Genomic DNA, 12704 nt, shown 5'->3' on the forward strand with positions numbered 1-12704 from the left:
ATGAGCAGCAAGAGGGCGCCGTCGGCGCCCCCGGAGATCCCCGGGTACACGTACCGGAAGGTCATCGGCACCGGCGGCTTCTCCGACGTCTTCCTCTACGAGCAGCACCGACCGCGCCGCCAGGTGGCGGTCAAGGTGCTGCTCAAGGAGTGGTCCAGCGACACGCAGCGCACGGCGTTCGACGCCGAGGCCGACCTCATGGCGACCCTGGGTAACCACCCCTCGATCGTCACGATGTACGAGGCCGGGGTGGCGCCCGACGGGCGCCCGTACCTGGCGCTCGAGTACTGCTCGCGCCCCAACCTGGGCGCGCGGTACCGCTCGGAGCGGATGTCCCTGCCCGAGGCGATGCGCACCACGATCCAGATCGCGGGCGCCGTCGAGACGTCGCACCGGCTCGGCATCCTGCACCGCGACATCAAGCCGGCGAACATCCTGGTGACGCAGTTCGGGCACCCCGCGCTGACGGACTTCGGCATCTCGTCGACGGTGGACGCCGCCTCCGCGGCGGAGGGCATGTCGATCCCGTGGTCGCCGCCCGAGTCGTTCGGCGACCCGCCCGTGAGCGGCATCGCGACCGACGTCTGGGCTCTGGGCGCCACCTGCTACACCCTGCTCGCGGGGCGGACCCCGTTCGAGGTGCCGGGCGGCTCGAACTCGTCGGCCGACCTCATGGGCCGGATCGCGACCGCGCCGCTGGCGGAGATCGGGCGCGGTGACGTCCCCGAGTCGCTCGAGCGGGTGCTGCGCATCGCGATGGCGAAGCGCCCCGAGTCGCGGTACCCCACGGCGCTGTCGTTCGCGCGCGCCGTGCAGCAGGTGCAGGTCGAGCTGGCACGCGACATGACCCCCATCGACCTGCTCGACGAGACCGGCCTGGTGCTCGAGGACGAGGACGAGGCCGAGGGCACCCGGATGAACCGGGTCCGCGCGATCGACCCGGACCAGCGCGGCGGCGGCTCGTCGAGCTTCGCGGCGCCGCCCGCCGCCTCGGTCCCGTTCGCCCCGGCCCCCGCGGCCCCGGCGGGCACGGGCGCGCCGCAGGCCTCGCCCGTCGGGCTCGCCGCCACCGGCGGCACGTCCGGCTGGTCGGTGCCCGCCACCGCGTCGCCGTCGCCGGGGCTGGTGCCCACGGTCGACGGCACGGGGCAGCAGTCCGACCTGCTCGTGGACGAGACGGTGTTCCGTACCGAGCGCCCTGCGGCTGCCACCGAGGACGCGGAAGCGGACGCCGAGGCCTCCACGGCCTCGCGCTGGGCGTGGCTGCTCGTCGCGATCGGGTCGGTCCTGGTGCTGGGGATCGGCGGGCTGATCTGGTGGCTGAGCGGCGACGACGAGGGCGGCCCGTCCGTGACGGACCCGGGGACGTCGCAGACGGCGGCCCCGGCCGACCCGATCGGCGGTTACGTGCCGCCGGTCCAGGAGCTGCAGGCGACCGTCGAGGGCAAGAAGGTCGTCGTGACCTGGGAGGCGCCGCGCGAGGCGGAGGAGGGCGACACCTTCGGGTGGAAGGAGCTCTCGCTGTCGTCGGAGTCCCAGTACACGCAGACCGAGAAGGCGACGGCGAGCGTCGCGGCGGACAAGTCGCAGGACGTGTGCGTGGAGGTCGTCGTGATCCGCGGCTCCAGCGCGTCGGAGGCGCAGCGCACGTGCGTGCTGGCGGGCGCCGACGCGAGCGAGGAGACGACCGGCTGATGGGCGAGCTGGCGATCGAGTTCTGCGGCGAGTGGTTCCGCCCGTCGCCGGACGCCCCGTTCGACATCGGGCGCGAGGGCGAGCTGGCGATCGACGACAACCTGTACCTGCACCGCCGGTTCCTCCGCGTCACGTGCGACGGCGACATCTGGTGGCTCACCAACACCGGCTCGAACATCGCCGCCACGGTGAGCGACGCCCGCGGCGGCGTGCAGTCCTGGCTGCCGCCGGGTCGCCGCCTGCCGATCGTCCTGCCCCACACGGCCATCGTGTTCACGGCCGGCCCCACCACGTACGAGATGACGGTGTCGCTCACGGACGCGCCGTACCACGAGGTGTACCCGGAGGACGACCCGGGCAGCGGCGACACCACGATCGGCGCGGTGCAGTTCACGGTCAGCCAGCGGCAGCTCATCGTCGCGCTCGCCGAGCCGATGCTGCGGCGCGAGGGCACGGGCCTCAGCGAGATCCCGTCCAGCGCCGACGCGGCGCGGCGGCTCGGCTGGACCACAACGCGGTTCAACCGCAAGCTCGACAACGTCTGCGACAAGCTCGACCGGATCGGGGTCAAGGGGCTGCGCGGCGGCCCGGGCGGTGCGGCCACGAACCGGCGCGCCCGCCTCGTGGAGCACGCAGTGACCTCCCGCCTCGTGACCCCGCAGGACCTCCCCCTCCTCGACCAGAAGGACGACGCCTGACGTGCGCATCAAGCTCACCCTGCACCGGTCGGACGCCTCCGCCGTCGACGTCGCGGTCACCGCGGACGCCACCGCGACCGTCCGCGACGTCGCGGAGGCGCTGTACTCCGGCGACCCGGGCCGCCGCGGCGCGGCCGCCCCGGACAACCTGACCCTCCAGGTCGTCGGCGACGGCGCCGCCCAGCACACGGTCACGGCCGGCCGCGTGCTCACCCCGACCAGCGACGTCGTCCAGGCGGGCCTGCGGTCCGGCTCCGGCGTGTCGATCGTGCGGCTGTCCGACCAGTTCGTGCACGCGGGCCAGGACCGCGGTGCGGCCGTCGCCGTCCTGCGGGTGCTCGAGGGCCCGGACGCCGGGCGCGAGTTCCACCTGCCGGTCGGCACGTCCTACCTGGGGCGCGACCGGGGCATGGACATCCGCCTGCAGGACCCGCAGGTCTCGAAGCGGCACGCCCGCGTCATCGTGGGCGAGCAGATCGAGATCCACGACCTCGACTCCGCGAACGGGCTGGAGATGGGCGGCAAGCGGATGACCCGCTCGGCGCTCACCTCCTCCGACACGGTGACCGTGGGCCAGACGGTGATGTCCGTCGTGTCGCTGCACCGGTCCACGAGCCTGGCCCCGACCAGCCCGGTCGTCGAGTTCAACCGGTCGCCGCGGGTGGTGGCCCGGTTCGGTGAGCACAAGATCACCGCCCCCAAGCCGCCGAAGCCCGTGCCGCCGGGGCGGCTGCCGTGGCTCCCCATGCTGGCGCCCGCCCTCATGGGCCTCGTGATGTTCGCGTTCTTCAACAACCCGCGGATGCTCGTGTTCATGTTCATGAGCCCGCTGATCATGCTGGGCGTCTACTACGACCGCCGGATCGCGCGGAAGAAGGACTTCGAGCGGGCCGCCGAGCTGTTCGAGGAGGCCGTCACCGCCACCCAGGAACGCATCGCCCGGACGCACGCCGTCGAGCGCGCGGTCCGGATGGCGGAGGTGCCGTCCCTCGCGGAGTCGATCGACGCCGTGCGCCGCCTCGGCGGGCTCATGTGGACGCACCGTCCCGAGCACCGTGGCTTCCTCACGCTGCGGCTCGGGATGGGCAGCGCGCCCTCGCGCACCGAGTTCACCGAGCCGCGGGAGAACGAAGCGATCCCGGAGCACTGGGAACGGGTGCTCGAGCTGCAGGCGCGCTGCTCGGTGATCGACGACGTGCCCGCCGTCGGCGCCCTGCGGTACGGCGGCAACGTCGGCCTCGCGGGGCCGGCCGGGACGGTCGAGTCCGTGGCGCGCGCCGCGCTGCTGCAGATGGTGGCGCTGCACTCGCCGTCGGAGGTCGTGGTCACGGCCCTGACGTCGCACCGCTCCCGCGAGGACTGGGAGTGGCTGCAGTGGGTGCCGCACACCGGCTCCCCGCACAGCCCGCTGGGCACGTCGGACCACCTGGCGGCCGACCCGGGCCGTGGGCTCGCGCTGCTCACCCGGCTCGAGGACCTCATCGAGTCGCGCGGCGTCAGCCTCGACGGGCCTCCGCCCCTGGACGGCGAGCGCGACGCCGAGAAGGACCGCGGCGAGGCGGCGCCCAAGCCGGTGCTGCCGGCGGTCGTCGTGCTCATCGAGGACGACACGCCGCTCGAGCGGTCGCGGCTGGTACGCCTCACGGAGCGCGGGCCCAAGGCCAACGTGCACGTCGTGTGGGTGGCCCCGACCGTCGAGCAGCTCCCGGCCGCGTGCCGCACGTTCGTGCTCCTCGACGGGCAGGACGGCGCCGGCGCGGGCATGACGGGCGAGGTGCACTACGGGCGCCTCGCCTTCCCGGTGCGCTGCGAGGCGGCGGACCTCGCGACGGCGGCGGAGGTCGCGCGCATCCTGTCGCCCGTCGTCGACGTGGGCGCGCCCGTGGACGACGAGTCCGACCTGCCGCGCTCGGTGTCGTACCTGGCCCTGGCCGGCACCGACCTGGGCTCCGACGCGGCCGGGGTGGTCGAGCGGTGGAGCGAGAACCTCTCGCTCACCCCCCGCGACGGCTCGCCGCCGGTGCGGCGCAAGACGCCGACCAACCTGCGCGCGCTCATCGGCCACAACGGCGTCGAGCAGTTCTACCTCGACCTGCGTACCCAGGGCCCGCACGCGCTGGTGGGCGGCACCACCGGCGCCGGCAAGTCCGAGTTCCTGCAGTCGTGGGTGCTGGGCATGGCGGCCGCGCACAGCCCGGACCGCGTGACCTTCCTGTTCGTGGACTACAAGGGCGGCGCGGCGTTCGCCGACTGCGTGCACCTGCCGCACACCGTGGGCCTGGTCACCGACCTGTCGCCGCACCTCGTGCGCCGCGCGCTGTCGTCGTTGCGCGCGGAGCTGCACTACCGCGAGCACCTGCTGAACCGGAAGAAGGCGAAGGACCTCGCGTCCCTGGAGCGCACCGGCGACCCGGAGGCGCCGCCGAGCCTCATCATCGTGGTGGACGAGTTCGCCGCGCTGGTGGGCGAGGTCCCCGAGTTCGTGGACGGCGTCGTCGACGTCGCCCAGCGTGGCCGGTCGCTCGGCCTGCACCTCATCCTCGCGACCCAGCGGCCCGCGGGCGTCATCAAGGACAACCTGCGCGCCAACACCAACCTGCGCATCGCGCTGCGGATGGCCGACGAGTCGGACTCCAAGGACGTGCTCGGCGACAAGATGGCGGCGCACTTCCCGCCGTCGATCCCCGGACGCGGGGCCGCGAAGACCGGCCCGGGCCGCCTCACGACCTTCCAGACCGGCTATGCCGGCGGCTGGACGAAGGACGAGCCGGAGCCGTCGCCGATCGACGTCGAGGAGATGGACTTCGGCACGGGGCGCCGCTGGGAGATGCCGACGGTCGCCCGGGCCGACGACGACGGGGACCCTGGGCCCAACGACATCGCCCGGATGGTGGCGACGATCCGGTACGCGGCGTCGAGCGCCGGCGTGCCCGCGCCCCGCAAGCCCTGGCTCGAGGAGCTGGCCGCCACCTACGACCTGGCCCTGCTGCCCAACCCGCGCACGGACTCGCGCCTGCTGCTCGGCGTGCGGGACGACCCGCACGGACAGGCCCAGCCGACCGTGCACTACGAGCCGGACCTGGACGGCAACCTGGCCGTGTACGGCACTGGTGGTACCGGCAAGAGCACCACGCTGCGCACGATCGCGGTGTCCGCGGGCCTCACGGCCCGTGGCGGCCCCGTCCAGGTGTACGGCATCGACTGCGGCTCCGGCGGCCTGTCGATGCTGGAGAGCCTCCCGCACGTCGGTGCGGTCATCTCCGGCGACGACGAGGAGCGCGTGTCGCGCCTCATGCGCCGGCTCACCGAGATGCTCGACGAGCGTTCCGCGCGCTACGCGGACGTGCGGGCGAGCACGATCGACGAGTACCGCCGCATCGCGAACCGGCCGGACGAGCCGCGCATCATCGTGCTGGTGGACGGCATCGGGTCGTTCCGCGACAACTACGAGATCTTCGCCGGCCGCGGGTTCTCGGTCTACGGCGCGTTCTCGCAGCTCGCCACGGACGGCCGCCCGGTGGGCATCCACCTGGTGATGTCGGGCGACCGCGCGGTGGCGGTGCCGCCGGCGCTGGCGTCCACCGTGCAGAAGCGGATCGTGCACCGCATGGCGCGCGAGGACGACTACATGATGCTCAACGTCCCCAAGGACGTGCTGACGCCCGCGTCGGCGCCCGGCCGCGCGATCATGCACGGTCAGGAGGCTCAGGTCGCGGTGCTCGGCGGCGACCCGAACGGAGCCGTGCAGTCGCGTGAGCTGGCCAAGCTCGAGCAGACGATGCGGCGCATGGGCACCGTGCAGGCGCCCGGCATCGCGCGGCTGCCCGACAACTTCACGCTGGACACGCTGCCCGTGCGCACGGGCGAGCTCGCGACGATCGGCCTGCGCGACCTGGACATCACGCCCGTCGGCCTGCCGCTGCGCTCGCCGTTCATGCTGTCCGGCCCGCCCGGGTCGGGGCGCACGACGGCGTTCGTGACGCTCGCGACCGCGCTGCGTCGCAAGGGCGGCACGCGCCTGGTGTACCTGTCTTCCCGGCGCACGAGCCTGGGTGCCCTGGACCTGTGGGACCAGCAGGCGGCCAACCCGGAGGACGTCGTCGAGCTCCTGAAGGAGCTCACGGAGCTGTTGAACGCGGAGAGCGTCGCCCCCGGCGGGCTCGCCGTGATGATCGAGAACTACACGGAGCTCACGGGCACCCCGGCGGAGAAGCCCCTCGAGGCGTTCGTGAAGCTCGCGGTGCGCAAGGAGCACTTCGTGGTGGGCGAGTCGGAGTCGTCGACCTGGTCGAAGGCGTTCACCCTGGCAGGGCCGTTCAAGTCCGGGCGCAACGGCATCCTGCTGACGCCGGGCGACACGGACGGCGACACCCTGATGAACACCCCGCTGGGGCGCATGCGGCGCAAGGACTTCCCGCCCGGCCGCGGGTTCCTCATCACCGCGGGGCGCGCCGCCAAGATCCACGTCGCCCTGCCGGGCTGACGGGCACGGGATGGGGAGGGCTCCCCATTCCCGGACGTCGCGGGCTCTGGTTGAGTGAGCGGCGTCGAAACGTGAGGAGAGGTTGCCCGTCGGGGCAGCCATGAGCGAAGGAGCATCACATGGTCGCAGAGGGTGGCAACGTCTTCGGTCTTGACGTCGAGGCAGTCCGGAGCCTGGCGAACGTCCTGCGGGAGCAGGCGGAGCAGGTGCGCACGGCGGTCTCCACGATCACGTCGCAGATGGGTCAGACGGAGTGGAACGGCCCGGACGCCGTGCAGTTCCAGGAGGAGTGGGACGGGACGCACTCGTCGAAGCTGAACGAGATCGCCTCGGCGCTGGACGGGTACGCCACGACGGCGGACAACAACGCGTCGTCGCAGGAGGACACCTCGAACTCGTACTGAGTTCGAGCAGGGTCCCCGCTGCGGAGACCGGCGAGGGGTGCGAGGCCACGCGTGGTGCCGCACCCCTCGCGGTCCGTCCCGCGGGCGCCCGATGTCGTTCGCTGAGCGTTCCCTGGACGGATGTATCGAACCGGATGGGTAGCGCTCCCCATTCCCGGATGCCCCGGGCTCTGGTTGGCTCAGGGCGTCGAAGCGAAGAAGGCTTGTCCGTAGGGGGCAGCCATGAATGAAGGAGCATCACATGGTCGCAGAGGGTGGCAACGTCTTCGGTCTTGACGTCGAGGCAGTCCGGAGCCTGGCGAACGTCCTGCGGGAGCAGGCGGAGCAGGTGCGCACGGCGGTCTCCACGATCACGTCGCAGATGGGTCAGACGGAGTGGAACGGCCCGGACGCCGTGCAGTTCCAGGAGGAGTGGGACGGGACGCACTCGTCGAAGCTGAACGAGATCGCCTCGGCGCTGGACGGGTACGCCACGACGGCGGACAACAACGCGTCGTCGCAGGAGGACACCTCGAACTCGTACTGAGTTCGAGCAGGGTCCCCGTCGCGGGGACGAAAGAGAGGTGCGGCACCACGGCAGCGGTGCCGCACCTCTCGAACGCTGGGTCGGGTCGAGTGGTGCGGATCCCGGACGGACGTCCGGTGGGGTGTTGAGGAGGAGCTGTGGGCGAAGGGATGTACGGCGCCGATATCGAGGCGCTGCGCCTGCTCGCGGACAAGATCGCGGAGGGCGGCACCACGCTGGAGGCCGCCATCACGGCCGTCGAGACGGCCATGCCCGGCCCGGAGGGGTGGGACGGCCCCGACGCGGAGGGATTCCGCTCGGAGTGGGGCGACACGCACGTGACGCGGCTGCGCGACACGGCGAACCTGCTGAGCGACGTCGCGACGAAGGTGCGCGACAACGCGGACGAGCAGGACACGACGTCGAACGACTACACCGGTTTCGCCGGCGTGACCACGACCGGCACCGGCACGGCCGGCGGTGGCGGTGGCGGTGGAGGCGGCGGCGGGGTCGACGGATCCGAGGAGGAGGGCGGGGAGAACCCGCTCCCGAACGTCGGCTCCGACCCGACCGCCGAGCCGACCGACCCGAACGACCCGAACCACACCTGGACCGACGGGTACAACGACCACCGGGGCCCGCAGTCCCGGTACGAGTCCAGCGGCACCTACGACGAGAACGGCAACTACACGCCGTCCGCCGAGGGCGAGAGCGCCGTCAACCGCCCCGCCGAGAAGGGCGACATCAACCACACGCTCGTCGAGGGCGAGACCGGCGGCTTCGTCGGCGCCGAGGCCGGGGTCGACGGCAAGTTCGGCGACGAGGACGGCTTCCACGGCTCCGGCGAGGCCGGGGCGTCCGCCGGCGCCGGCTACGACGCGGCGGGCGAGGTCAGCGTCTCCGAGAACGGGCTGGTCGCGGAGGGCTCCGCCGGCGTCAACGCCGGGGCGGGCGCGAGCGCGAGCGGTCAGGTCGGGTACGGCGACCACGTCTCTGCGGAAGGCTCCGCCGAGGCGTTCGTCGGCGGTCGCGCCGAGGTGACCGGCGGTGCGTCGATCGGGCCCGACGGCGTGGGCGTGAGCGCTGGCTTCGACGCCTTCGCGGGGGGCGAGGCGTCCGCCGCCGCCTCCGGTACCGTCGCCGGCGTGACCGCCGGGGCCGAGGGCACCGTGTACGCCGGGGTCGGCATCACGGCCAACGCGGACGTGAACCTCGGGTTCGACAGCGTGGGTGTGGACCTCGAGCTGGGTGCTGCGCTCGGTATCGGCGCCGGCTTCGACGTCTCCCTCGAGTGGTCGCCGGCCGACACCGTCGACGCGATCACCGATGTCGGCGGCGACGTCTGGGACGGGGTCACCGGCGGCTGGTGGTGACCTGGGATGGCAGCGACTGATTGGATGAGGACATGAGCACAGTCACCTACCCGAGCGGGACCTTCCCGGGGTTCCCCGAGGTCACGATGGACTGCCCCGAGGGCTGGGTCCCGCACCAGGTCCCTGCGGCGCAGCTCGCGATCGTGCAGGAGCGGCCCGAGGGGGAGTTCCGGCCCAACGTGGTCGTCGTGATGCAGCGGCTCGCGCCCGAGCAGACGTTCGAGAACGTCGTCAAGCAGGCGGTCGAGCGGTTCGAGGCGACTCCCGGCTACGAGGAGGTCGGCCGCACGGAGACGACGATGTCGGGCTTCACGGCAGTCCGCATCGAGGGCGCCTGGGCCACGGAGCAGACCGGGACGATCGCGCAGGCGCTGCGCCTCGCGGTCATCGAGCACGACGGCGTCCGTGACGTCGTCGAGGTCACCGGCACCTGCGCCGGCCCCCAGGCCACCGAGGTCTGGGCCGTCGTGCGGGCCATCCAGGACAGCGTGACCCTGGCCGGCCGATGACGGACGCGTACGACCCGAACGCCGAGCGGACCAAGCAGCTCGCCGTCGTCAGCCGCAAGGTGGTCTTCGTCGCCTGCGTCGTGCTGATGGTCGGCGGCGCGCTGCTGATCGTCGACGACCGGGTGGCGCTCGGGATCGGGCTCATCGTCGTCGCGTGGCTGCTCGCCCTGGCCCGTGGCGGCTGGACCCTCGCGCGGACGCTGCGGGCCGGGAAGGACCGGCAGCGGGCCGTCGTGCCCGCGGCGCCGGTCATGGCGCCGGGGGCGGCCTCGGCGGTCGACCGCGTGGTCGCCGACCTCGTCGGCATGAACGACGACGGGCTGCCCTACCTCGTCACGGCCACGCCGACCGCCGGCGGGGCGCAGGTCGAGGTGCGCTGGAAGGTCGAGGAGATGCGCTGGCAGACCCTCTTCGTCAAGGGGAAGGTCGCGTACGCGTGGCGCATGGAGGTCGACCTGGACCCCGCCACCTCGAAGTACCGCTTCACCGAGTACTCGGGGACGGCGGACGCGCGGGCCTTCGTCGGCCCGGGCGGCGCGGGGGCCCGCGCGAGCTGGAGCTGGCACCGCGGCAAGACCGCGTTCCAGCGGAAGATGACGGTCGTCGAGGGTGCCGACGGTCAGGTGACCGTGGCCGGATCGACCGGCCCGCGCACGTCGTGGGAGGGTGTGGCGTCGATCCAGCCCGGCGACGCGAAGGAGCCCGTCTTCACCGTGCTGCGCAACCACGGCTGGCGCCCACGGTTCGACTGGGCCGGCGCCCGCCTGTTCGAGAAGTAGTCATACCACCGAAGGACACTCATGAAGCAGACCACCACCCGCCGTCGTGCCCGGCTCGCGCTCACGGCCCTGATCGTCGCGCCGGCGCTCGCCGCGTGCTCGTTCTCGGCCGGTGACCTCGAGCCCGTGGGGGACGACGCCGAGGCGAGCCAGTCGGCCGAGGAGGCTCCGGAGGCGTCCGAGCCGGCGCAGGAGGAGTCCGCCGCGCCGGCCGAGCTCACCACCATCCACGCCGAGCACGTCGCAGCGCGCGTCCCGGCCGACTGGGAGACGGTCGGTGACGCGGACGGCTGGTCGTACGTGCACCAGAAGTCGAACGAGTCCGGCGGGGTCGCCGGGCGCGTGGGCTTCATGCCGGGCGGCTCCGAGATGACTGCCCAGGAGTCCGTCGACTGGTTCGTCAGCCAGGTCGAGGGCAAGGGCGTGACCGACGAGAACTACGCGCCCGTGACGACGCTGCGCGGCGAGGCCGAGCGCGCCAACACGTCCTACACGTACTCCAGCGGCGGCGAGACGTACACCGCCGTCGTGTGGGGCCTCGTCGACGGCAACGGCATCCCGTCGCTCGTGCAGCTGTCCGGCACGTCCGACGTCATGACCGAGGACTTCGTGCAGCAGTTCGACCAGTCGCTGAACCTCAACGGTGACTGGGAGGGCAAGGCGAGCTGACCGGCTCCGTCCGACGACGGGGGTGGCACGACCGACCAGGTCGTGCCACCCCCGTCGTCGTTCCGGCGCCGTCACCGGCCTCGTGACCGCCCCGGTCGGGCGGCGAGGCGGGTGGCGCGCGCGTGCCGGGTGCCGTCCACGCTGAGGATCACCAGCGCCACCCAGACGAGCGCGAACCCGGCCCAGCGGGTGGGCGGCATGTGCTCGCCGAACACGAGCAGCCCGAGCAGGAACTGCAGCACGGGCGTGAGGTACTGCAGCATCCCCACCACGGACAGGGGCAGCCGGCGTGCCGCGGCGGAGAAGAGCAGCAGCGGCAGCCCGGTGATGACTCCGCACGCGGCGAGCAGGAGCGCGTGCCCCGACCCCTCGGTCGTGAACGTGCCGGCACCTGTGGCGCCGAGGAACAGGAGGTACGCCAGCGCGAAGGGCGTGGCGACCGCCGTCTCGGCGGCGAGCCCGGGCAGCGCCCCGACGTCGCGGCCCACCCGGTTCTTCACGAGGGAGTAGAGCCCGAACGCGCCCGCGAGGACGAGGGCGATCCAGGGCAGGCCGCCCACCCCGGTGGAGATCACCACGACGGCCGCGGCGCCGAACCCCAGCGCCACCCACTGGGCGACCCGCAGGCGCTCGCGCAGCACGAGCACCCCGAGCAGCACCGTGAGCAGCGGGTTGATGAAATAGCCGAGTGCGGCGTCCAGCACGTGGCCGGAGAGCACCGCGTACACGTACGTGGTCCAGTTCACGATGATCAGCACGGAGGCGACGGCCAGCACGCCCATGGCGCGACCGTTGCGCAGGACGGCCACGAACGACCCGAACGTGCGCGTGACGAGCAGGAGCACCAGGCAGAAGACCAGGCTCCACACCACCCGGTGGGCGATGATCTCGACGGGCCCGGCGGGCTCGAGCAGAGGGAAGAACAGGGGCATCGCGCCCCACAGCACGAAGGCCGAGAGGCCGAGGGGCAGTCCCCAGCGGTCGGGGGAGGAGGGGGACGTCACCGCCACACCGTAGCCGGGCCGGTGACGCGCCGAGGGCGCGGCACGAGCGCGGGGTGACGGGGGCCACCGCGGGACGATTTCCGCCCAGGCCGTCCGGGGCGCTATGGTTCTACCCGCGAGCTCGTCCGCGAGCCCGCACGGCAGGTTGCCCGAGCGGCCAAAGGGATCTGACTGTAAATCAGACGGCTCAGCCTTCGGGGGTTCGAATCCCTCACCTGCCACCGCGACGGACGGGGCGCCACCCTCGGGTGACGCCTCGTCCGACGTCTGGAGGGGACCTCGCGGTCCCGGTGCACGGTGTGATCGAGCGGGCGTTCCGCGGATTTCACCAGGTGCCGAGAGCCGTGTAGAGTCTTCTCCGCTGCCCCGATAGCTCAGTCGGCAGAGCGTCTCCATGGTAAGGAGAAGGTCAAGGGTTCGATTCCCTTTCGGGGCTCTGTGATGTGACGCGGGACCATCGTCCTTGTACGAGGATCGTTGGTCCTGCGCTCCTTCACGCGCGGCGGGGTAGCTCAGCTGGTCAGAGCGCACGACTCATAATCGTGAGGTCGCGGGTTCGAGCCCCGCCCTCGCTACCGACACCAT

General features: G+C 72.5%; 10 protein-coding genes and 3 tRNA genes. 12 read left to right on the top strand and 1 reads right to left on the bottom strand.

Annotation, left to right across the window (positions count from 1 at the left end; all coding sequences use genetic code 11):
• The 9 genes from B5Y66_RS05605 (at window position 1) to B5Y66_RS05645 (ending at window position 11115) form a co-directional block, all read left to right on the top strand.
• Window positions 1-1695, top strand: a complete 1695-nt coding sequence (locus tag B5Y66_RS05605; RefSeq protein ID WP_079572306.1) for a protein kinase domain-containing protein — start codon at window positions 1-3, stop codon at window positions 1693-1695.
• Complete coding sequence (locus B5Y66_RS05610) at window positions 1695-2393, top strand: hypothetical protein (RefSeq protein ID WP_079572308.1); 699 nt, start codon at window positions 1695-1697, stop codon at window positions 2391-2393. Before B5Y66_RS05605 ends, B5Y66_RS05610 begins: the two co-directional genes overlap by 1 nt.
• A gap of 1 nt (window position 2394) precedes the next feature.
• Window positions 2395-6876, top strand: a complete 4482-nt coding sequence (locus B5Y66_RS05615; RefSeq protein ID WP_079572310.1) for an FtsK/SpoIIIE domain-containing protein — start codon at window positions 2395-2397, stop codon at window positions 6874-6876.
• 119 nt (window positions 6877-6995) lie between these two features.
• Window positions 6996-7280, top strand: a complete 285-nt coding sequence (locus B5Y66_RS05620; protein WP_079572312.1) for a WXG100 family type VII secretion target — start codon at window positions 6996-6998, stop codon at window positions 7278-7280.
• Between the two features lie 241 nt (window positions 7281-7521).
• Window positions 7522-7806, top strand: a complete 285-nt coding sequence (locus B5Y66_RS05625; RefSeq protein ID WP_079572312.1) for a WXG100 family type VII secretion target — start codon at window positions 7522-7524, stop codon at window positions 7804-7806.
• A gap of 137 nt (window positions 7807-7943) precedes the next feature.
• Window positions 7944-9158 (top strand): WXG100 family type VII secretion target, encoded by a 1215-nt coding sequence (locus tag B5Y66_RS05630; RefSeq protein WP_139820750.1) that lies wholly within the window; start codon window positions 7944-7946, stop codon window positions 9156-9158.
• 32 nt (window positions 9159-9190) lie between these two features.
• A complete protein-coding gene (locus B5Y66_RS05635) occupies window positions 9191-9667 on the top strand; it encodes an LpqN/LpqT family lipoprotein (RefSeq protein ID WP_079572318.1) in 477 nt (158 codons plus the stop codon).
• Window positions 9664-10446: a hypothetical protein gene (locus tag B5Y66_RS05640; RefSeq protein ID WP_079572320.1), complete on the top strand. Its 783-nt coding sequence runs from the start codon at window positions 9664-9666 to the stop codon at window positions 10444-10446. Before B5Y66_RS05635 ends, B5Y66_RS05640 begins: the two co-directional genes overlap by 4 nt.
• A 21-nt stretch (window positions 10447-10467) precedes the next feature.
• A complete protein-coding gene (locus B5Y66_RS05645; protein ID WP_079572322.1) occupies window positions 10468-11115 on the top strand; it encodes a hypothetical protein in 648 nt (215 codons plus the stop codon).
• A gap of 71 nt (window positions 11116-11186) precedes the next feature.
• On the opposite strand, the gene rarD is transcribed toward B5Y66_RS05645, so the two are convergent.
• On the bottom strand, window positions 11187-12119 hold the full coding sequence (gene rarD, locus B5Y66_RS05650) for an EamA family transporter RarD (protein ID WP_079572324.1): 933 nt from the start codon (window positions 12117-12119) through the stop codon (window positions 11187-11189).
• 139 nt (window positions 12120-12258) lie between these two features.
• On the opposite strand from rarD, the gene B5Y66_RS05655 reads away from it, so the two are divergent.
• The 3 genes from B5Y66_RS05655 (at window position 12259) to B5Y66_RS05665 (ending at window position 12694) form a co-directional block, all read left to right on the top strand.
• Window positions 12259-12340: transfer RNA gene (locus tag B5Y66_RS05655), tRNA-Tyr, on the top strand.
• 142 nt (window positions 12341-12482) lie between these two features.
• Window positions 12483-12555 (top strand) — tRNA-Thr (locus B5Y66_RS05660).
• Between the two features lie 65 nt (window positions 12556-12620).
• Window positions 12621-12694, top strand: a tRNA-Met gene (locus B5Y66_RS05665).
• The last annotated feature ends 10 nt before the right edge of the window (window positions 12695-12704 follow it).

Origin of the sequence: Krasilnikoviella flava (genome assembly GCF_900167525.1) — a bacterium.
Lineage (GTDB): Bacteria > Actinomycetota > Actinomycetes > Actinomycetales > Cellulomonadaceae > Isoptericola > Isoptericola flavus.

Bases quoted from the DNA above. Each gene is read 5' to 3' on its own strand.
- B5Y66_RS05625 (WP_079572312.1), top strand. From the start codon at position 7,522: ATGGTCGCAGAGGGTGGCAACGTCTTCGGTCTTGACGTCGAGGCAGTC.
- B5Y66_RS05635 (WP_079572318.1), top strand. From the start codon at position 9,191: ATGAGCACAGTCACCTACCCGAGCGGGACCTTCCCGGGGTTCCCCGAG.
- B5Y66_RS05620 (WP_079572312.1), top strand. From the start codon at position 6,996: ATGGTCGCAGAGGGTGGCAACGTCTTCGGTCTTGACGTCGAGGCAGTC.
- B5Y66_RS05645 (WP_079572322.1), top strand. From the start codon at position 10,468: ATGAAGCAGACCACCACCCGCCGTCGTGCCCGGCTCGCGCTCACGGCC.
- B5Y66_RS05640 (WP_079572320.1), top strand. From the start codon at position 9,664: ATGACGGACGCGTACGACCCGAACGCCGAGCGGACCAAGCAGCTCGCC.
- B5Y66_RS05610 (WP_079572308.1), top strand. From the start codon at position 1,695: ATGGGCGAGCTGGCGATCGAGTTCTGCGGCGAGTGGTTCCGCCCGTCG.
- B5Y66_RS05605 (WP_079572306.1), top strand. From the start codon at position 1: ATGAGCAGCAAGAGGGCGCCGTCGGCGCCCCCGGAGATCCCCGGGTAC.